Here is an 18,081-nt window from a genome sequence, read left to right as displayed (position 1 = left end):
GGTCAGAGCCCCTTCGCCGTCGTCACGCGGATCTGGCGCACGATGCGCCGCCCCTCGGCCGCCGCGATCTCCCGGTCGAGCGCCTCGATGGCCCGGTCGATCTCGGCGACGCTGCGATAGTCGACGGTCTTGCCGTCATAGCTGACCCGCGCCACGCCGGAGGACCGCTGCGCGCAAAGCGCGTCACGGCGGGCGCGAAGCTCTGCGACCTTGGCCATGGATCACCTCATGTAACTGGAGCGCACGGTGCGCCTGTGCGGCACCGTCCGCCTCTGAGCGGGCGCCGCGGTTCCCGGTCCAGCTTCGCTCGCGTCCTGCTTCGTCACCCCGAGCTGAGTCTCGAGATCCGCCCACCGCGCCTCGGGCCAGCGATCAGCCCCGAGGATCCACGCCGCCGCCCGGGCGTAGACGCGGGTGTCGAGCGCCTCGTTGCGCTCGCGCAGCTTCTGCCATTCGAGCCTGGAGAAGCCGCGTCGGGTGCGGACGGTCACCAGCTGTTCGGCGGTCAGCTGCTTCAGCCACTCGCCGTCCGCCCAGTCCGGCAGGTGGATCGTGCCGGGCGGGAAGACCGCGCCCTCGACCCGTTCCTCTGCCGTCGGCCGGTCCTGCCGCAGGAAGCGATAGGTCTCGGCCTTGAAGGTCGAGGTGGCCACGGTCCAGAGCCGGGCCCCGCGCCGGAGCCGCTTGCCCGCAACGGTCGCATCGACATAGGTCGGCCCCGTTACCGGGCTGGTCCGGGCGAAGCCCTCGACGCCCTTCACCGGCGCCACCTGCGCGAAGCCGACCTTGCGCGACCAGGCGTAGACGGCGCTGGTCTCGAACCCCGAGTCGATGGCGAGCCGCGCCAGCGTCATCGGCTGGCCGGAGGCGTGGTCCCATGTCCGCCCGAGCAGGTCGGTCAGCTGCTGCCAGCAGGCGGGATCGCCGGGGCCACCGTCGATCACGAGGTGATCGACCAGCCAGCTTTCGAGCCCGCGACCCCACGCCCAGACGTCGACCTCGATGCGGTCCTTCTGCACGTCGGCGCCGGCGGTCAGGAACAGCCCGCCCGGAGGCACCGTCCCGGGTCGCCACGCTTCGCGGCGGTCAGCCAGCCGCTGCCAGTCCGGGGCTTCCCCGGTCTCGACCCAGGTCTCGCCGAGGATGGTGTTGCGGAACGCCTTGATCGCATCGATCGACCCCTGCGCCGCGTCCCAGGCCCGCACGATCCGCTCCCAGCTCAGCCAGCCGATCGGCGAGTAAAGCGCCGAAAGGTGATACCCGACCGTGGTCGGATCGGCGGCCATGGCGGTCGCTCGCCATTCGCCGCCCTCCAGCATCGCCGTCTTGTGGTGCTCCGCGATGGGCGTCTCGCAGTCCTCGCAGTGATACTCCGCCGTCTCCGGGCGGCCCTTCTGCCAGCGCAGCCGGTCGAACTTCAGCCATTGCATCGCCCCACAATGCGGGCACGGCACGAAGAACCGGCGCTGGTCGGATGCCTCGTATTCGCGCTCGATCCGGCTCAAGCCCCGGATGGTGGGCGTCGAGACCAGCAAGACCTTGCGACGGTGCGCGAACGTCAGCGACCGCGCTTCGGCCAGCGTGACCGGATCGCCTTCCTCGTCAGCCGAGGCCGGATAGGCATCGACCTCGTCGAGGAAGATGTACCGTGCCGGAGTGGACCGCAGCCCGACCGCCGAGTTCGCCCCCGTCATGATCAGGATGCCGCCCGCGAACTCCTTCGATAGCATCGTGTTGCCCGCATCGCGCGAGCGTGCCGGTTTGACCCGCTCCCGCAATTCGGGGCTTTCGTCGATCAGCGGATCGATCCGCTGCCGCGAGTTGCGCTTGGCCAGTTCCACCGTCGGCTGGACGGCCAGCATCGGCCCCGGCGCCTGGTGGATCGCGAACCCGATCCAGTTGTTTCCGGCTTCCGTCGCGCCGACCTGCGCGGCCTTCATGAACACGACCCGCTGCGTGGGATCGCCGGGCGACAGCCGGTCCATGATCTCGCGCATGTAGGGCGTGCGCACCGTGCGATACCGCCCCGGCTCGGCGGAGGCGCGGCCCGAGAGCATCCGGTGCCGGTCCGCCCATTCCGAGACGGTCAGGTCCGGGTCGGGCCGGAGCCCGTTGCCCCAGGCGCGCAGGATCTCCACGGCGCCGTCGAAGTCCGTCAGGGCATCTTCCGGCCCTTCGCTTGCGCTCCGGGCATTCGTCCCTCGAAAAGGTCCACCGGACCTTTGCGTTTCGCTGTCGCGAAACCGGTTCTCTTCACTGGAAGTCGGGCCGGACCTCGGCGAGCTCAATGAGGTGGGCGCGTACATGTTTCTCCAGGACCTTCTGCATCGCGGCTGGCTCCACGGTGATCTGCTGGCCCGTCGCGTCGCCGGACGACGCCGAGAGCTCGGCCGCCATCAGCGCCGCCGCACGCGCGGGCCAGTTCACCCACGCGTCCCGTTCCTCCCGCGCCAGCCGGAACACCAGCGCCAGCGCGCGGGCCCGCTCGATCAACTCCCCCTTCAGCTTCTGGAGCCGGATGCGCCGCTCCTGCGCCTTCAGAACTTCGTTCGCCGTCTTCGCCTGCAGAAAGGTCGTGCCGCCGCCGACCGCCGGGACCGCCAGCCCCTGTTCGCGCAGCGTGTCGCCGACAGCCGCCACCGCCGCCTCGGGGACAGGCTTCAGCTTCGGCGCGGGTGGCTTGCGGGTCTTGGACGGGTCCGTCGTTTCCGCCCGCCGCGCGTCGCTGGCGGCCGCGTTGATGCTGCCGTCGGGATAGAGGACCAGCCGCTCGGCCGTCTTCGCCTTCTGGATCGCGCCCCGCGACAGCCCGACATGGGCGGCGTACTGGCGCTCGCTCATGCCCTGCATCGACGGCTCCGATTGTCATTAAAGATCATGTGCTTATCGAGTTGATAAGCGTCGCAGACAGAGGGAACGTGTCTCCACAAGGACGATGCAACGCACCCGAGGAACCCCGCCATGCCCCGCTTCAAGACCGACCTGGCCACTGCCCCCGACGCACTGATCCTGGAGATCGCGCAGCGCCACTTCTTCCTGGAGACGCTGGAGACCCGGAACTCCGACCGGCTCGACTTCCACGACGTCGCCGTCTGGGCGATCCGCGACGCGCTCGAGGAGGCCTATGAGGCCGGGCGCCGCGCCGCCAGCTGATCCTGAGGGGACCACGCCATGAGCACCACGGAGCCACCAGGATGACCCGCCATGCAACCGACAACTCCAACGCCCTCGACGCCTTCATCGCTGCGAAAACCGACATCGACGCGATGCTGGAGCGGCTCGCCGCCCTCAGCGCGGACCACTTCGAGACCAGCCCCGACGAGGTGAATTGGTGCCATGTCGGCACCCTGAACCACTACCGCGACCGCCTGCGCGAGATCACCGACAGCGCCTTCAGGGAAGGCGAGCACGCCGAGTGAGACGACGCCTTCCCGGTCCCGCCCGCCGACTGGCGGGCTCGACCTCATAGAAGGGCCCGCATCCCGCGCGCCCCGATACGGGAGACGACGATGACCAAGCTTTCCGACACCCAGGCCTTGATCCTGAGCGCTGCCGCCCAGCGGCCCGAGCACATCGCCCTGCCGCTGCCCGAGAGCCTGCGCGGGGGCGCCGCTGCCAAGGTGGTCGGCGCGATGCTCGCCAAGGGCTTCCTCGAAGAGGTCGACGCCGACATCCGCAGGGGCGCGCCCGTCTGGCGCGAGACCGGCGACGGCCACGGCGTCACGCTGATCGCCACCGACGCAGGACTTGCGGCCATCGGCATCGAGCCCGTGGACGCGAACCCCGCGCCTGCGGGCGCGACGGAGGCAACCACCGGGAAACCCGCGCCGGACACGCCCACCGACAGCGAGGCCCCGCCCAAGGCGCGCACGCCGCGCGAGGGCACCAAGCAGGCCACGCTGATCGCCATGCTGCGCGCGCCGGACGGCGCGACCATCGAGGAGATCATGGCCGCCACCGGCTGGCAGTCGCACACGGTGCGCGGCGCGATGGCCGGGGCGATCAAGAAGAAGCTCGGGCTCGAGGTCACCTCGGAGAAGATCGAGGATCGGGGGCGCGTGTACAAACTCCCTGCCGCCTGACACACCCGACCCCGACAACTTGATGACCGCCGTCCCTCCGGGGCGGCGGTCGATCATTTGGCGCTCCGCATCCGGATTGTCTCGAACAGCCGCCGCAAGGCGAAGGTCCGGGCGATGCTGACTACCGTGAACACGGCGCCCATCTGCAGATTTTGCGCCAGCGTCGTGTGCAGGCCGAAGAAGGGGAAGATCAGGATCTGCGTGACGACCGCAATGCCGTAGCCGACGATCACGTTAGCGACGGACTCGATCAGCGACATGGCGCGCGACTGCTTCATGCGGCGGACTTGCGCTTTCGCGCGGGTTCGGGCGCGGCATCGGTGTCGGCCGTTGCCTTGGGCGCGGTATCGTCGTCGCCCAGCCGCTCGGTCCTCACCTGCGCAAAGGTCCGGCCGTCGCCGTCGAGGATCGCGTCCTTGCCGGTCTGAGCCTGCCAGCGCTCTACGGCGACATCGACATAGGCCGGGCTGATCTCCATCGCGAAGACGCGGCGGCCATTGGCTTCCCCCGCCATGATCTGCGAACCTGACCCCGAGAACGGCTCGTAGCAGAGGCCGCCCCGCGCCACATGCTGGCGCATCGGGATCCCGAACGCGTCGAGCGGCTTCGGCGTCGGGTGGTCGGGGCGCTCGTCCCTGGCGAAAGACGGCATCTCCCACGTCGAGGGCAGCGTCTGCTCGGAGACCTTCGGCGGGCGGTTCGGACGACGCCAGCCCATGAAGCAGGGCTCGTGCTTCCAGAGATAGTGCGAGCGGGTGAGCACCCCGCGGTCCTTCACCCAGATGATTTGCTGGTGCACGAAGGCGCCCGCCTTCTCCCAGCAGGCCTCGAGCATCGCCTGGCGGCGCGAGGCGTGCCAGCAGTACCAGGCGGCGTTCTCGGCGATCGCTTCCGCCACGGCTGCAGCGATGAACCCGTCGTAGAGTTCCGCCCCCTGCGAACTGTCGTCCCAGGTCGTGCCATAAGACGCGGACCAATCCTTGTTCCGGGTCGGGTGGTTCGAGCCATCGTAGTCCACCAGATACGGTGGGTCGGTCGCGAACAGGATCGCCCGCTCGCCATTCATCAGGCGACGCACATCGGCAGCGCTGGTGCTGTCACCGCACAGCAGGCGGTTGTCGCCGAGGATCCAGAGATCGCCCGTCCGCGACGCCGGATTGCGCGGTGGTTCGGGGATGGTCACCGGCGGCACGGAGCCCCCGGCGCCACCTCCTTCACCGTCCCCCTCCGGCACGAAGGCCAGCAGCTTGTCGAGCTCGCCATCGGAAAACCCGACCAGCGACAGGTCGAAATCCTCGGCCAAGAGGTCGTTCATTTCCGCCGACAGCAGCGCCTCGTCCCAGGTGCCGAGTTCCGTCAGCTTGTTGTCCGCAATCCGGTAAGCCCGCCGCTGCGCCTCGGTCAGATGCCCGAGCACGATGACCGGCGCTTCGGTCAGCCCGAGCTGCGTGGCGGCCAGCACCCGGCCATGGCCCGCGATCAGTTCGCCGTCCTCGGCCACGAGGCAAGGCACGGTCCAGCCGAACTCGGCCATGCTGGCGGCGATCTTCGCGACTTGGTCCGGCCCGTGCGCCTTCGCATTCTTCGCGTAGGGCTGGAGCTTGGCCAGCGGCCACGTCTCGATCGCGTCCGGGGCGAAGCTCAGCGTCATGGTGGGCAAGGTTCCTCGGTCGGGTAGATGCCGGTGGCTTCCGGACTCCGGTTGCCGAGCTGGACTCCAAGCGGGGTCCAGCGACTACCAGAGGTGTCCGGTCGAAAGGCCAGCGTTCATTGGTGGTTGCGCGCGGCGCGGATGGGTCCGGCTTCCGGGTGGCTTCCCAAAAATCCGGCCCTGTCGCTGGCGATGTCCCGCGCTTCGCCCGCCAGCATACGTTTCGACCCGGAAAGGAACCGAAAAACAAAGGCTTGGCGGCCCGGACCCCGGCCGGACCCCGGAAGCCAGCCCCGGTGTCCACCTCAGGATGAGCGTCGGTTCGCCCGAGCGCACGACCCCGAGTATATCGTCATGGATACCGTCAGAAAGGTGATCCGTCTCGCAGTCCGGTGTCTCGCAAGAAAATGTCTCAACCAAAAAAGGCCAATTGACAACGGAACAAGTGGCGACCGTTCGGCGCTAGTGAATATAGGGCAGCGTAAGCTGGACGTTTCTTTGAAACGCCGTTGCATCGAAAGGATCGCTCTGATCTCCGGAAACATGGGACCGAAGCGCTCGCTTTAGATGTTCGAAGGAAATACCCTGAAGATACTGCGAACGAAAGGATCGACGTTCGGCCTCGAGTAGGGCGCCCCATCCCTCGCTCTCAAGCACCTCATCGACAAATTCAGAGAGCTGAGGCCCCCACCGGAACCCCTTCATCAAAGCGTACCTGAAAGCGCGGACAGCGTTTCCCTTCGGATTGGGGTTTGGTCTAAGATTAATCTCAAGAACTTTGTTTGTCAGGTCATCAAAATATTCTGGGGCCGCAATCAGCTTCCGATAATCAAGATCATAAAGAATAGCGTCGCACCTGAAGAACGTTGCACTTCGAAGGTCTCCGACAGTGCGCACCCTCGCATGACCAGCTACATGCGCCCACGTTTTCTCCAAGGGCCAAACATCTATCTGCCACTTTCTGGACGGCAAGGCGTAACCACCAAACCGATTTATACGCGCTCCAATTGATCCCATGTGCTTTTCGAAGCTACCGAGATCGTAAGGTGCAATCACAAAGTCCAAGTCGGATCTAAAGCCAGCGTTCCCGAACAATGCGAGGTCGCGCAGCATGCCTCCAACCAATACCAGTCGTCCGTGTCTGCGGAGATCCTTCAGTACAACGTGTACATCTTTACGCCCGCGATAACGCGATCTGAAAAAATAATGGATCCTGCTCTCAAGCTGGCGTTCCATCGACCCGTCTCATTTCCCGATAGTGCTGCTCAAAGTCCCTGTATAGATCAATGCAGAATTGATCCGTCATCCCAGAAACCATGTCCGTGAGAAGCTGCATCTCCTTGTAACGTATGGGTAGTCGAGGATCGGGGTGGTACTTCTCAACCTTGCCCTCAAACATCCGCCGATAGTTCTTCGAGATCCGACTATACACGTATGCTGCAAAAGGCGTCGTTCGATCACTCGCCAAGTCTTGAAAAGATTTGCGCTGACTGATTCCAACCCATAAGAAATCCATTAGCCGATTGAGCACGTTGTAACCATTCAGCTCAATTTCGAGAACGGACTTGTGGCTAAATGCGTTCTCTCGGTCAAACTTCTTCAGCGCGCTGCAGAGTTTCGCTGCCTCAGATTTCTTTATCAGTTCATCGTCGAATGAACCTGAAATAATCGACTCATAGTTTTCCCTGAACGCTTCGGCAACCGCCGATACCATCAAGTGAATCGCATGAACGCGGAACTTCTGGGTCGCAACATCTTGAAGCTCGCTTGGGTGAAGTTGCTGACGTCGCAGAAAATCCAGCTCCCAACGGGCAAGTTCGCAAAGGTGCTTTGTTACCGCATCGAGCTTGTCTTCGCCGTCGGGGTGGTACTCCAACGCCGCGAGCAGATCGTTGAGCGAGACCAGCCCCTTCTTGATCGCGTCCTCTGCATCCAAAACGGAATAAGCGATGTCATCGCAAGCCTCCATGACCAGGGCGAGCGGATGTCGGCTATTGCCGCTGAGACCAGTCTCTTCGCGAATTCGCTCGACAGCATAGCGCTCAGACGTGAAGTACCCGACCTTTTTTCGCGCTTGCTTGGACTTGTCGAGGGTGTCCGATGACGCAACGTATTTCATGACCGCCGCGAGCGTGCCGACGGATAGATTCAGCCCAAGATCATCACCAATAACCTGCAGCTTCGTGAGCACGCGAAGCGTTTGCGCGTTACCCTCGAAGAAAAGGAAGTCGTTCTTGTGCTGGTCTTCGAGCAAATTGACGTCTGCGGCAACCTCGGAGTTCTCTGGTTCAGTGGGTGGGACAAAGAGAACGTCTTTGTTCCTTTTGAACCAAGCCCGAATTGCGAACTCGCCTTGGTGTCCGAATGGAGGATTTCCGATATCATGCGCCAGACCGACCGCAGCAAGTGTCGCGGGCAATACCCTGATGGCGTGCGCAGGCAGCCTATCGGAAAGCGTGTGAGCAATCTCGAGGCCGAGCGAACGCGCTAGGTTTGCCACTTCATATGAGTGGGTTAGGCGTGTTCTGATGCTCTCGATGCTTTCCAGAGGGAAGACCTGCGTCTTGTCGCCCATCCTGCGAAAGGGAGTTGAGAACAAGATACGATCATGGTCGCGCTCTTGCGGCAGGCGAAACTGACCATCCGCAAAAGCTGGTCCGGGTGGCTTGCCCTTCGGCTTCTCGCGCCCCAGCAGGTCCCCGAGGCGCTCACCGCTAAGCAAACGGTCCCAATCCATCATGCGCGGCAACACTCCCCGACTCGCTCTGGCCTCACGCCAAGCCTTACTATGAGTAGTGGTTTAGCAGGTGATTGCGTCTTCATCTAGACTCGATCGGCTCGGCGAACCACGAACTCCATCGACCGCTTCCGCGGCACCTGCCTCCCGTTCAAGCGCCAGACGATGACCGCGATCCCGTACTGCCAGCGCCGGTTCGCGGTGGCGCGGCTGATGCCGAGTTCCCAGCAGATCGGCTTCCACGGCTTTCGGTTCGCCCGGAGCCAGAGCAGGCGCGCATCGGCAGGGTCGAGCCAGCGCAGCCAGAGCAGAGCATCCTCGGCCTGCGTGATGTCACGCGGCCCGGGCTTGGGCCGGCGCATCCGAGGCTCCTGGCCCACTTGGTCCGCGAAACTGTGGAAGTACTCGGGCCAGGCGTTGAAGTAGCCCTGCGGCTTCACCTCGGGCAACGAGCGGAACACGTCGGCGGCGCTCTCGAGCCGGTCCTCGACCATGGTCGGCGTCCACTCAGCCATTCGCGGCCTCCCGGTCGTTCGCCCGAGGCCCATACAGCTTCTCACCGAGCTGACGGACCAGCTCGCGCTCTGGCCAGGTCAGGCGGTGGTCGTCGACGGAGACGGCGAGCACGCCTTCGTCATGCCAGCCATCGCGTTTCACCTGGTCGGGATCCCGGCGCGAGCCGCCGTAGCCTTTCGGATACCACCTCATCCCAGGCCCCCGTTCGTCTCGAGCGCCCAATGGAGGATCGCGATGGCGTCGGCCTCGTTGTCGTCGGCGGGCGAGAACCCTCGTGCTCGCGCCGCGGCGATCATCGCCTCTTTCGGCGCATTGCCCTTGCCGGTGGCGTAGCGCTTGATCGTGCCGACCGGAACGCCCTCGTAGGGGATGCCCCGCAGTTCAGCCCACGAGGTCAGGGTTGCCATCAGCCCGCCGTAGATGTGGGCCGCGTCGGTGCCGGCATGGCGCCGGACTTCCTCGAACCAGATCGCGGCGATGGACCTGGACAGCCGGTCGAGTTCGGTCAGCCAGTTCGTGAAGCGGAGGTAGCGCATGCCGCCGCCGTCGAAGCGGCCGGGCCGAAAGCTGACCGTGCCGCTGGTGGTCAGTCCGTCGTGGCTGCGGAGCGCCCAGCCGGTCGTGGTGCCGAGGTCGAGGGCGAGGATGCAGAACCGGTTGATCGCGCCCGGTTCGGGGCGGACGTCCTGCGCGGGGATCGGTGTGTTCATCGTGAAGGCTCACAACCTGTGGGCCTTCGGCTTCGGTCACCTAAGGATTTAGCATCCGGCGGTCTTGGGCCAAAGCGAAAACGACCGTCGACGCGGCGACGGACGACGATCGACGCTCTGAACGCCCCGGTCCCAACCTCCGAACGCGTGGTCCCAACCTTCGAGGGGGTTGGGACAGCCCTTTATCGTTTCACTCCAATGGCTTGAATGGATGTGGTCCCAACCTCGGTGTCCCCAACGGGGGTCCTTCTCTTTTCATATAGAAAAACATGTTCCCGACCTTTTCCGTTCTCCCACATGAATGTGTAGCAAAAGGTTGGGACCACGGGGTGAGGTTGGGGACACCGTTGTTTTTGAACGGCTTTTCGTGTCCCCAACCCCCTCGGGAGGTTGGGACAGGGTTGGGACCACCGGGGAGGTTGGGACGGCGCGCGTAAGGTGCACCTTGACCGTGCCCGTTTTTTTAACCTACAAGTAGGGAGAAAAAACGGGCATGAGGAATCGAGCATGGCTGGATGGATTGAGACTAGGCTACTGGATGAGCCTTGGGATGTGGATCGCCGCATCACCGAGCTGGGATTGACCAAGGACGGCCTGGTCAACGCGGTGCAGGCTGCGCGCACTGCGAGCGGCAACGCGACAGCGCTGCATCCCTCAAACGCGGCAGGCACCTTTGGGTATCATGAAGGCGTCGCGGCTCTGCGCCAGGAGTTCATTGGCGAAGAGTGGGTCATCGATCGCAAGGACGGGGTCGAGACCATCCGCAACGACCGAAAAGGTCTGAAGATTGGCTTCTGCAACGTGGACCGTGCTTGCGGTGAAAAGGCGCCGAAGCCGCGATCAGACAAGGGTGCGGCTTCGGAACGCGCCTGCGGTCCGATGCTGTTTGACCCCGAAGAACTTCGCTATTTCGTACGCGATGACGCTGTCGGCCTGGCGTTCTATTATCTCATGGTAGATGAGACTGGGCGGGCAGAGCTTACCCGGCCGAAGATTTCCGGGAAGACATTCGAAGGTGCCGTCGAGCGCATCTTCCTGCTTTCCGAGGGCGACGAGGACGAAACGTTCCTGAATCTCGACGACGATGGTGCCGCGGAAGACTTCGAGCCCAAGATCGTGCGCAAGTAGGCGTCACATGTTCGAAGAAACACGATTGAAATTGGCCCGTGCACGGCGAGGGCTGACGGCGAAGGCACTTGCCGAACAGGCAGGCGTGAGTGTCGATACGATCAAACGGCTCGAGAAGGGTCGCAACGAGCCGGAACCCGATACCGTCGTGAAGCTGGCGGGAGCACTTCGTTATCCGGAAGAATTCTTCTTCGGCTCGAAGGTCGATGCAGTGGATCCCGGCGCTGTCAGCTTCCGCTCGTTCTCGAAGATGACAGCGAGAGAACGCGACGCCTCTCTTGGCGCCGGGTCGGTGGGATTGATGCTGAGCGAGTGGGTCGATGAACGATTCGGGTTGCCTGAGCCTGAGCTCATCGATCTCTCCTACGAGAGCGACCCCGAGGTTGCAGCTGCCCATGTGCGGCAGCACTGGTCGCTCGGGCAGCAGCCCATCACGGACCTATTGGCGCTCCTGGAGGCAAAGGGCGTCCGGCTGTTTTCGCTCACCGAGAATACCGCGTCGGTCAACGCGTTTTCATTCTGGCGTGGCGGCAAGCCCTACATGTTTCTGAACAACTTCAAGACCGCCGAAAGCAGCCGATTTGATGCGGCCCACGAATTGGCCCACTTGGTGATGCACATGCACGGCGACCCGAAGAAGGGGAGAAACGTGGAGCGCGAAGCAAACGCCTTCGCTTCGGCGTTCCTGATGCCCGCGGAAGACGTGATCGCCCGCATTCCCAGGCGTATCACGACCGATGTCGTCATTCGTGCCAAGGCACGCTGGCGCGTCTCAGCAATGGCGATGGCCTACCGTCTGCACCAGCTGAGGCGGCTGTCTGAGTGGCAATACAAGTCGATCTGCATCGATCTGACCAAGCGCGGTTACCGCACCGGCGAGCCCAACGGCATGAGCCGCGAAAAGTCCAAGGTCTGGCGGCAGGTGCTTACGATGCTCTGGCAGGAGCGCGTGACGAAGGCGGATATCGCGAGAGAACTCGGCCTGCCGCTCGACGAGGTGGAAGGGCTCATCTGGAGTTTGACGGCAGATGAAGTTGCGGCTGAGAGGCAGGCAAAGGGCTCGCTGCGCGCGGTATAACCGGGGCCTCTAGGAAGCGACGCGGCGGGCGGAACTATGTGAGGACCCTCCGATACCGCCACTCCCGCGGCGCCTCGCGCCCGCCCTCGTCGCGCCGCCTGTACCGCTCCCAACCGTTTGCCTTGAGATAGGCTGAGACGCGCATCTGGTCGCCGCGGGTCCATCGGGCCGGTTCGAGCCCGACCGCCTCCTCGAGGATCTCGCCGACCGACACATCTCTCAGCGGTTCCTGGCGCGGAACGCTCTCCGTCCGGGAATTGCCGTAGTCGGGGAAGCCGTCCGAGACGGTGCGGATCTCGTGCGTCAGCCAGTGCTCGATCAGGTCGTCCCAGGCGTCGGACTGGTAGCGGCGGTCCTGTTCCTCGCGGGCTTCCTCCAGCAGCGCCGGGTCGTCGATCCACCAGATCGCACCGCTGCGGAAGCGGTGTACAGCTTCGGCCCAGAGCTGGTCCCGGTCGCGGGCCAGCGCCGCGATGTCGATGGCGCCGCAGCGGAGCGGCCAGAACCGACGGTTGCCGGTCTCGTCGCGCAGATAGGTGTCGGGGTTCACGGTGCCGGCGAAGACGCACTGGCGCGGGACCTCGACGGTGTAGCGGCCATAGGGCGGACGGAAGCGGTCGGTGGTGCGGGTCAGGAACGCCTTGATGCGCGAGACCTCGGCGCGGCCGATGGCGTCGAGCTCGGCGATCTCGACGATCCACACACCCTGCATGTGCAGCGCCGCGTCCTTGGACCCGAGCTCGGGCAGTTCGTCGGTGAACCATTCCTCGCCGGCCAGCACCTTGATCGCGGTGGACTTGCGCGCGCCCTGCGGCCCCTCGAGGATCAGCATGTGATCGGCTTTCACGCCGGGGCGGTAGATGCGAGCGACGGCCGAGATCAGCCAGAGCGCGCCGATGGTGTGGTGGAACGCGGTGGGTTCCGCGCCAAGATAGGCGCTGGTCCAGGTCTCGATCCGGTGCGTGCTGTCCCATGTCAGGGTGTCGAGCCAGTCGCGGACGGGATGGATGCGCAGCTCGCGGGCGACGGCGGCGACGGCGCGGCTCACGACCACCGGCGCCACGTTGATGCCGCGCAGTTGCAGCCACTCGGCGGTGCGGATGTCGTCGGCATCCTCCCAGGGGCGCGGGAGCGAGGCAGTGGCGCCGTCCCACGGGAGTGGCTGACGCACGACGATCTCCTGCCCGAACTCGTCGAAGGCGAGAACGCCGGCGAAGGCCGGATCGGAGGTCAGGGCGACGATGACGTTGGCCTCGTTGCGCTCGGGCGCGCCTGCGAGGTCGAGCCGGAGGCGCCTGAACCAGGCGGGCTTCGGGATAGGCGCGTGCGGATCGCCAGTGGCGTTCACGCGTCGGCGGAGCTCGGCCAGCTGTTGGGTCAGGACCGACATGCCGATACCGGTCGCGGACTTGATCCGCGCGATGACCTGCCGTTCGGGCAGAGGATCGAGCTTTGCAAGCGCGATGCGCCCAAGCAGCGTGGACAGTGCTTCGAACTCGGGCGGGTTGGTCAGGGCCTCGGCCGCGGCGATCAGCGTTGCGGGATCGTCGGCAGAGGCGACGATGGGGGTGGCCGTCTCCGGCTCGACCGGATCTCCGGCCTGCGGCTCGGCTGCGGTATCTGTCTCGCGCGCGTAATCCTCGGCGCGGGTGCCGCGCAGAAGGTCGTCGTTGAAGTCGTCGCCATGCAGCGGTCCGACGATCTCGTTCGGGATGTCGGCCCGGTTGAGGCGATCGGAGAGCGTCGCGGCCGCCTGGCGACCTGCGTCCCCGGCATCGGCGCAGATGGTAACGCGCCGGGTGCCATCGGGCCACTGGAACCGCGCCAGACCGTCGGCCGACAACGCAGCCCAGATCGGTGTGCCGAAGAGCGCGTGGGCGGCGAGCGCCGTCTCGATCCCCTCGGCGATGCCGATATGCCCGTCCTCGGGCATCGGGAACAGCCGGACCACGGCATCCTTCACGCTGCCGAGCATCTTCTTGCCCGGGGGCGCCTTGGCGCTGCCGTCGTCGAGCAGGAAAGTGCGGTGGATGCCCGGCGCGCGCTCCCCGCCCGGCAGCCGCAGGATCGCGATCAGGCCGGGCCAGCCCCGGCAACTGTCGAAGTCCGGAAGGTCGGGATGGAACAGCAGTTCCGACGTTCCGGGATCCGAGAGCCCGCGAGCGCGCAGGTAGGTCTCGCCCAACGTGCCCGCGAGGGGCACGGCCCCGGCGACCAGCCTCGCAATCTCCGCCGAGTGGTCCGGGCGTGCGCGCATGGGCGACGCCAGCGCGGGCCGCGGCGCCGGCAGGTCCATTCCCGCAAGCCGCGCCGCCTCGTCGAAGAGCGCGCCGTCACAGAGGCCGGTCGCCTGCGCAATCAGGTCGATGGGACCGGCCCGCTCGCCGGTGGCGTAGTCGAAGCCCCAGCCGGCATAGGGCCCGTCGAGATGGATGGTGCAGGAGCCCTCCTTGCGCGGCGGACGGCCGGAGAGGTCCGCGCAGCGCAAGGAACGGCGGTCCCGCGCAAGTCGGGCCTCGGGAAAGAGCCCCGGCAGCCAGTCGGCGGCTGTGCAGGCGAGCCGCTCCTTCACCGCCGCGAGATCGTGCCGGGTCTTCTGGACCGCGATGTCGTTGAGGTCGATCATCGCGCCCCTCAGGCCAGCAGCACGAGACCGCGTTCGGCCCGGGTGATCGCAGTGTAGAGCCAGCGGCGCCGGTCGATCTCGGTGCGGCCCAGCCCGTCGTCCCAGACGATCACGTTCTCCCACTGCGACCCTTGCGCCTTGTGCGCGGTGATCGCCCAGCCGAAGGTCGCCTCGGTCAGCAGACGCTTCTCCTTGTAGTCGCGGTCATGGCGCTTGTCGTCGTAGGCGACATGGTCTTCGAAATGCCCCTTGTAGATGCGCAGCCGGCCCGGACGCCCGTCCTCATACGGCTCGCCGATGTGGCGCCCGTCCTCGTCATGGACGACGGCCGAGAAGTAGAGGCTGCCCTCGTCGACGATGTCCTCGAGCGTCACGAACATCCCGTTGATCAGCCCCAGATCGTTCTGGTTCTTCAGGCAGATGATCTTCTCGGCCGGCCCCGTGGGCAGCCAGGTCCCGCCGAGACCGGCCGCCGCGCGCATGGCGTTGTTGATCTGCAGCCGCGTGGCGTTGAGCCCGCAGATCAGCTGGCCGCCGCGCAACGCCTGTTCCGGCGTGATGTCGCCCTTGCGGAGCTTGGCGACATGATCGTCGTAGACGCCGAAGCCGATCGGCCGGCCCTCGCGCGCCATGGTGGCGAGACGGATGATCGCGCTCTCGGCCGCCTGGCGATGGATCTCGGTCAGCATCACGTCGGGCTCGTCACGGGTGAAGGCGCCTTCGCCCCGGATCGGCGGCAACTGACCGGGATCGCCGAGCACGAGGATCGGCTTGCCGAAGCTCATCAGATCGCGCGCCATCTCCTCGCCGACCATCGACACCTCGTCGAGAACGATGAGCCGGGCGTCGGCGGCGTCGCTCTGCGGGTTCAACGCGAAGCGCGGATGTTTCATCGCAGAAAGCCCCTGGCGCATCGCCTCGATCGCGGCGTCGGCCGTGGTGCGCGCAAACCCGGTGAGGCGAAGCGCGTCGCGTTCGGCCATCGCGATCTTGCGGGCAGCCTCCTCGATTTCCTCCTCGGTCGACTCGATCACCGAGTAGATCAGGCTGTGAATGGTGCGCGCGGGCGTGCCCTTGCGGGTCAGCACCAGCGCGGCCTTGCCGGTGAAGGTGGCGGTGACGACGCCCGGCACGCAGCGGCCGTCCTTCGCGCTGCGGTGGGGCGAGAGGCCGAGCTCGTCGAGCGCGAACTTCAGCACGGTGGTCTTGCCGGACCCGGCATAGCCGAACAGGCGGAAGACCTGCTGCTCTTCCGTGCGGGTTTCGAACCACTCCTTGATCTCGCGGATCGCGGCGGCCTGCGTGGCGGATGGGGTGAAATCGGTCATGAATGGCGTGCCTCCACTGCGTAATCCTTGACGATCCCGCCGCGGGTCGGATCGCCCACCTCGCACTGGCGGACGAAGACCCGGCGACCGTCGGCCAGCTGCCGCCAGTGACCGCGGCGGATGTGCCAGCGCGGGCTGGCGTGACTGCCGCCCTGCGGCGGCGTCGCCGCGCGCAGGCGCGCTGGATCGATGGCGACCTGGCGCCAGACCCATCCGCGCACGCCCTCACGGGACAGGCGAGACCGTTTCGCAAGCGACACCTTGCGGTCGCGGATTTCCGGGGACGCACCGAGGATGGTCAGCGCGCGCCAGACGATGCCGGCGGCGACTTCGCCGTGACCGCGCACCGTCTCGTCACTCTGCTCCGCCGGGTTGCCCTCGATCTCCGCCTTGCCGTCCGGATGCATCCAGATCCGCACCAGGCAATCCGTCCAGCCGCGCGGCGCCCGCTTGCGCATGAGGAACGTGGCCTCGACGATGTCGCCGTCGGCGCGGGCGCAGACGATCAGACCCGAGGGAGACGCGCGCTGCTCGCGCACCTCGAAGATCACGGAGGGATGCGGCAGCCGAAGCGGACCGGTAAAGACCCGGGTCATCGCGCGGTCGACGATATCGCCATCGAAAGCGGCCTGATCGCCGAAGAAATAGATCGGCGCGAACTCCGCCGCTCCGAGCAGGTCGGAGCACCAGAACCGTTCGCGATGCGCGCGCACGATCCGCTTGAGCTCATACGCATCGGGGATCATGGCCGCTCACTCCAGCATCGGTTTGCCCAGGCGCACGGGACATGCCACTTGCCAGCCGCCATGCCGCCGCGGCAAAGGACTGCGGTGCGCTCTGCGGCGGCGCGCGGCAGCCATTCCCCGGCCTCGGTGGCCCGCACCACGGCGACGGCGCGGTCCGACATTTCCTGCGCGAGATGAGCGTCGAAGGGCACGAGCTCCGCGTGCAATTCCATCGTGTCGCGGTTCAGCGCGGTGAAGAGCGCCGGCGCTGGCAGCTCCATGTAGGCCTGATAGAGGGCGATCTGCGCCGCATACACGGGGCGCGCGAGGCTGACGCCCCGCTTGACCACGTCCTTCCAGCTGGCCGCGCCGAGCGCCTTGTTCTCCCAGAGCGCGGGATAGTCCATCGCGACGGGGCCCGAGACGATGCAGCCGTCGATATGGCCCTTGAACCGGCCGCCGAGGGCCTCAAACCCGAACTGGCGTCCATCGGGTTGCTCGGTGCGCAGATCGAAGCCGGCGATGCGGAACCAGCCCGCGACGATGTCCTCGGCCCGGTGGCCTGCCTCGAAAATGCGCAGCGTGCGCGGCGCGAACTCCTGGCCCTCGTCCTTGGGAACCGCGAGGAAGTCGTACTGGATCTGGCGCAGGCAGTCGCGGCCGAGACCCGAGGAGCTGACATAGGTGCGCGGACACTCGGCGCGGTGGCGCGCGGACAGCGCCGTATCGATGACGGCGGAAACCGCTTCCGCGATGGGCGGACGCGTCGCGCCGGCGCCGTAGAGACAGCCCGAGCCATGGTTGAGGTCGATCATCGCTCGCGCTCCCAGAACCCGCCGGCCTGCGCGATGCAGCTCAGCTTGTGGAACTGCGCCTCCGTCAGCCGGGCGCTGTCGCCGAACCGCTCGAGCTTCTCGCGGAGGCTGTCGCAGAACTCGATCTCGAAGTCGGTGACGGCGTTCTCGGTGGCCGCCTCGAGCAGGTGCGACCAGCTGCAGGACGCGGTGTCGTCGTTCAGGTCGATCATCGCGCGCCCCCTCAAAACGGAATGGGGTCGTCGAGGCCCGTGCCAGTGCGCTCCTTGCGCGCGGCCTGGTCCTGCATGCTGTCGATGTAGCCGGTGACCGCCGCCTCGATCAGGCGGTCGATGTCCTCGGCGCTGCGATGGAAGAAGGGCTCCATGAGCCCGAGGTCGGTAAGTGCTTCGGCGAAGAGCGTCCGCGCATCGCGGATCGCACGGGCCTCGCGCGCGGTCTTGTCGATCATGCCGTTGTTCCTTTGGGCGATGGCGCTGCCCACGTCCTGACAGCGGCGCGAGCAGAAGCGGTGGTAGGGATGGCGATGCCAGCGGAGGCCGTGGCAGTAGCCGAAGCCGCGCGCCTCGCGGGCGCAGACGGCGCAGAGCGCTACCCGAGCAAGAAACTCGCGATCGGGTCCTCGGGCGGCCAACCCGCCCTCTGGAGCCTTTCGGACTGCAGCACGATCCAGCGCGAGATCGCG

General features: G+C 66.0%; 21 protein-coding genes. 5 read left to right on the top strand and 16 right to left on the bottom strand.

Features of this window, described 5'->3' with window-relative positions; all coding sequences use genetic code 11:
* Positions 1-2: 2 nt before the first annotated feature.
* The 3 genes from Q0938_RS13830 to Q0938_RS13820 form a co-directional block, all read right to left on the bottom strand.
* On the bottom strand, positions 3-218 hold the full coding sequence (locus Q0938_RS13830; protein ID WP_299363389.1) for a hypothetical protein: 216 nt from the start codon (positions 216-218) through the stop codon (positions 3-5).
* A gap of 3 nt (positions 219-221) precedes the next feature.
* On the bottom strand, positions 222-2,138 hold the full coding sequence (locus Q0938_RS13825; RefSeq protein ID WP_366942760.1) for a phage terminase large subunit family protein: 1,917 nt from the start codon (positions 2,136-2,138) through the stop codon (positions 222-224).
* A 115-nt stretch (positions 2,139-2,253) separates the two neighbouring features.
* Positions 2,254-2,850, bottom strand: coding sequence for a hypothetical protein (locus Q0938_RS13820; RefSeq protein WP_299363386.1), 597 nt, complete (start codon positions 2,848-2,850; stop codon positions 2,254-2,256).
* 111 nt (positions 2,851-2,961) lie between these two features.
* On the opposite strand from Q0938_RS13820, the gene Q0938_RS13815 reads away from it, so the two are divergent.
* The 3 genes from Q0938_RS13815 to Q0938_RS13805 all read left to right on the top strand — a co-directional run bounded on the left by Q0938_RS13815 (position 2,962) and on the right by Q0938_RS13805 (position 4,082).
* Positions 2,962-3,153: a hypothetical protein gene (locus tag Q0938_RS13815; protein ID WP_299363384.1), complete on the top strand. Its 192-nt coding sequence runs from the start codon at positions 2,962-2,964 to the stop codon at positions 3,151-3,153.
* 41 nt (positions 3,154-3,194) lie between these two features.
* Entirely contained in the window at positions 3,195-3,419 is a 225-nt protein-coding gene (locus Q0938_RS13810) for a hypothetical protein (protein ID WP_299363382.1), read from the top strand.
* A 90-nt stretch (positions 3,420-3,509) separates the two neighbouring features.
* The gene (locus tag Q0938_RS13805; RefSeq protein WP_299363379.1) at positions 3,510-4,082 is read left to right on the top strand and encodes a DUF3489 domain-containing protein; all 573 of its coding nucleotides are present in this window, start codon (positions 3,510-3,512) and stop codon (positions 4,080-4,082) included.
* Positions 4,083-4,135: 53 nt separating this feature from the next.
* On the opposite strand, the gene Q0938_RS13800 is transcribed toward Q0938_RS13805, so the two are convergent.
* The 7 genes from Q0938_RS13800 to Q0938_RS13770 form a co-directional block, all read right to left on the bottom strand.
* The gene (locus Q0938_RS13800) at positions 4,136-4,360 is read right to left on the bottom strand and encodes a hypothetical protein (RefSeq protein WP_299363377.1); all 225 of its coding nucleotides are present in this window, start codon (positions 4,358-4,360) and stop codon (positions 4,136-4,138) included.
* A complete protein-coding gene (locus tag Q0938_RS13795; protein WP_299363375.1) occupies positions 4,357-5,733 on the bottom strand; it encodes a ParB N-terminal domain-containing protein in 1,377 nt (458 codons plus the stop codon). The genes Q0938_RS13800 and Q0938_RS13795 overlap by 4 nt, the downstream gene beginning before the upstream one ends.
* A 462-nt stretch (positions 5,734-6,195) precedes the next feature.
* The gene (locus Q0938_RS13790; RefSeq protein WP_299363373.1) at positions 6,196-6,969 is read right to left on the bottom strand and encodes a hypothetical protein; all 774 of its coding nucleotides are present in this window, start codon (positions 6,967-6,969) and stop codon (positions 6,196-6,198) included.
* Positions 6,953-8,473, bottom strand: a complete 1,521-nt coding sequence (dgt, locus tag Q0938_RS13785) for a dGTP triphosphohydrolase (protein ID WP_299363370.1) — start codon at positions 8,471-8,473, stop codon at positions 6,953-6,955. Before dgt ends, Q0938_RS13790 begins: the two co-directional genes overlap by 17 nt.
* 83 nt (positions 8,474-8,556) lie before the next feature.
* Complete coding sequence (locus Q0938_RS13780) at positions 8,557-8,985, bottom strand: DUF6362 family protein (RefSeq protein WP_134727221.1); 429 nt, start codon at positions 8,983-8,985, stop codon at positions 8,557-8,559.
* Positions 8,978-9,178 (bottom strand): hypothetical protein, encoded by a 201-nt coding sequence (locus Q0938_RS13775; RefSeq protein ID WP_134727220.1) that lies wholly within the window; start codon positions 9,176-9,178, stop codon positions 8,978-8,980. The genes Q0938_RS13780 and Q0938_RS13775 overlap by 8 nt, the downstream gene beginning before the upstream one ends.
* On the bottom strand, positions 9,175-9,696 hold the full coding sequence (locus Q0938_RS13770; protein WP_299363361.1) for a hypothetical protein: 522 nt from the start codon (positions 9,694-9,696) through the stop codon (positions 9,175-9,177). The genes Q0938_RS13775 and Q0938_RS13770 overlap by 4 nt, the downstream gene beginning before the upstream one ends.
* Positions 9,697-10,203: 507 nt before the next feature.
* On the opposite strand from Q0938_RS13770, the gene Q0938_RS13765 reads away from it, so the two are divergent.
* Positions 10,204-10,824, top strand: a complete 621-nt coding sequence (locus tag Q0938_RS13765) for a hypothetical protein (protein ID WP_134727218.1) — start codon at positions 10,204-10,206, stop codon at positions 10,822-10,824.
* Between the two features lie 7 nt (positions 10,825-10,831).
* Positions 10,832-11,902: an ImmA/IrrE family metallo-endopeptidase gene (locus tag Q0938_RS13760; RefSeq protein WP_299363358.1), complete on the top strand. Its 1,071-nt coding sequence runs from the start codon at positions 10,832-10,834 to the stop codon at positions 11,900-11,902.
* A 34-nt stretch (positions 11,903-11,936) separates the two neighbouring features.
* Here the strand turns inward: Q0938_RS13760 and Q0938_RS13755 are convergent, their stop codons facing one another.
* The 6 genes from Q0938_RS13755 to Q0938_RS13730 are packed head-to-tail and all read right to left on the bottom strand — an operon-like array spanning position 11,937 to position 17,847.
* Positions 11,937-14,528 (bottom strand): VapE domain-containing protein, encoded by a 2,592-nt coding sequence (locus tag Q0938_RS13755; RefSeq protein ID WP_299363355.1) that lies wholly within the window; start codon positions 14,526-14,528, stop codon positions 11,937-11,939.
* 8 nt (positions 14,529-14,536) lie between these two features.
* Entirely contained in the window at positions 14,537-15,856 is a 1,320-nt protein-coding gene (locus tag Q0938_RS13750) for an AAA family ATPase (RefSeq protein WP_134727215.1), read from the bottom strand.
* Positions 15,853-16,602 (bottom strand): hypothetical protein, encoded by a 750-nt coding sequence (locus tag Q0938_RS13745; protein ID WP_134727214.1) that lies wholly within the window; start codon positions 16,600-16,602, stop codon positions 15,853-15,855. The genes Q0938_RS13750 and Q0938_RS13745 overlap by 4 nt, the downstream gene beginning before the upstream one ends.
* Entirely contained in the window at positions 16,599-17,396 is a 798-nt protein-coding gene (locus Q0938_RS13740) for a hypothetical protein (protein WP_299363344.1), read from the bottom strand. Before Q0938_RS13740 ends, Q0938_RS13745 begins: the two co-directional genes overlap by 4 nt.
* Complete coding sequence (locus Q0938_RS13735) at positions 17,393-17,608, bottom strand: hypothetical protein (RefSeq protein WP_299363342.1); 216 nt, start codon at positions 17,606-17,608, stop codon at positions 17,393-17,395. Before Q0938_RS13735 ends, Q0938_RS13740 begins: the two co-directional genes overlap by 4 nt.
* Positions 17,609-17,619: 11 nt before the next feature.
* Entirely contained in the window at positions 17,620-17,847 is a 228-nt protein-coding gene (locus Q0938_RS13730) for a DUF6511 domain-containing protein (protein WP_299363340.1), read from the bottom strand.
* Positions 17,848-18,081 lie beyond the last annotated feature (234 nt).

It is taken from the genome of uncultured Paracoccus sp. (assembly GCF_947496875.1).
In the GTDB taxonomy this organism is placed as follows: Bacteria; Pseudomonadota; Alphaproteobacteria; order Rhodobacterales; family Rhodobacteraceae; genus Paracoccus.
The sequence above is the reverse complement of the archived record's forward strand: the minus strand, read 5'-3'. Positions and strand labels throughout refer to the sequence as shown.

What these genes read in the sequence shown, in the direction of transcription:
- Q0938_RS13830 (WP_299363389.1), bottom strand. Translation starts at nt 218, where the DNA reads ATGGCCAAGGTCGCAGAGCTTCGCGCCCGCCGTGACGCGCTTTGCGCG.
- Q0938_RS13820 (WP_299363386.1), bottom strand. Translation starts at nt 2,850, where the DNA reads ATGCAGGGCATGAGCGAGCGCCAGTACGCCGCCCATGTCGGGCTGTCG.
- Q0938_RS13815 (WP_299363384.1), top strand. Translation starts at nt 2,962, where the DNA reads ATGCCCCGCTTCAAGACCGACCTGGCCACTGCCCCCGACGCACTGATC.
- Q0938_RS13810 (WP_299363382.1), top strand. Translation starts at nt 3,195, where the DNA reads ATGACCCGCCATGCAACCGACAACTCCAACGCCCTCGACGCCTTCATC.
- Q0938_RS13805 (WP_299363379.1), top strand. Translation starts at nt 3,510, where the DNA reads ATGACCAAGCTTTCCGACACCCAGGCCTTGATCCTGAGCGCTGCCGCC.
- Q0938_RS13800 (WP_299363377.1), bottom strand. Translation starts at nt 4,360, where the DNA reads ATGAAGCAGTCGCGCGCCATGTCGCTGATCGAGTCCGTCGCTAACGTG.
- Q0938_RS13795 (WP_299363375.1), bottom strand. Translation starts at nt 5,733, where the DNA reads ATGACGCTGAGCTTCGCCCCGGACGCGATCGAGACGTGGCCGCTGGCC.
- Q0938_RS13790 (WP_299363373.1), bottom strand. Translation starts at nt 6,969, where the DNA reads ATGGAACGCCAGCTTGAGAGCAGGATCCATTATTTTTTCAGATCGCGT.
- dgt (WP_299363370.1), bottom strand. Translation starts at nt 8,473, where the DNA reads ATGATGGATTGGGACCGTTTGCTTAGCGGTGAGCGCCTCGGGGACCTG.
- Q0938_RS13780 (WP_134727221.1), bottom strand. Translation starts at nt 8,985, where the DNA reads ATGGCTGAGTGGACGCCGACCATGGTCGAGGACCGGCTCGAGAGCGCC.
- Q0938_RS13775 (WP_134727220.1), bottom strand. Translation starts at nt 9,178, where the DNA reads ATGAGGTGGTATCCGAAAGGCTACGGCGGCTCGCGCCGGGATCCCGAC.
- Q0938_RS13770 (WP_299363361.1), bottom strand. Translation starts at nt 9,696, where the DNA reads ATGAACACACCGATCCCCGCGCAGGACGTCCGCCCCGAACCGGGCGCG.
- Q0938_RS13765 (WP_134727218.1), top strand. Translation starts at nt 10,204, where the DNA reads ATGGCTGGATGGATTGAGACTAGGCTACTGGATGAGCCTTGGGATGTG.
- Q0938_RS13760 (WP_299363358.1), top strand. Translation starts at nt 10,832, where the DNA reads ATGTTCGAAGAAACACGATTGAAATTGGCCCGTGCACGGCGAGGGCTG.
- Q0938_RS13755 (WP_299363355.1), bottom strand. Translation starts at nt 14,528, where the DNA reads ATGATCGACCTCAACGACATCGCGGTCCAGAAGACCCGGCACGATCTC.
- Q0938_RS13750 (WP_134727215.1), bottom strand. Translation starts at nt 15,856, where the DNA reads ATGACCGATTTCACCCCATCCGCCACGCAGGCCGCCGCGATCCGCGAG.
- Q0938_RS13745 (WP_134727214.1), bottom strand. Translation starts at nt 16,602, where the DNA reads ATGATCCCCGATGCGTATGAGCTCAAGCGGATCGTGCGCGCGCATCGC.
- Q0938_RS13740 (WP_299363344.1), bottom strand. Translation starts at nt 17,396, where the DNA reads ATGATCGACCTCAACCATGGCTCGGGCTGTCTCTACGGCGCCGGCGCG.
- Q0938_RS13735 (WP_299363342.1), bottom strand. Translation starts at nt 17,608, where the DNA reads ATGATCGACCTGAACGACGACACCGCGTCCTGCAGCTGGTCGCACCTG.
- Q0938_RS13730 (WP_299363340.1), bottom strand. Translation starts at nt 17,847, where the DNA reads ATGATCGACAAGACCGCGCGCGAGGCCCGTGCGATCCGCGATGCGCGG.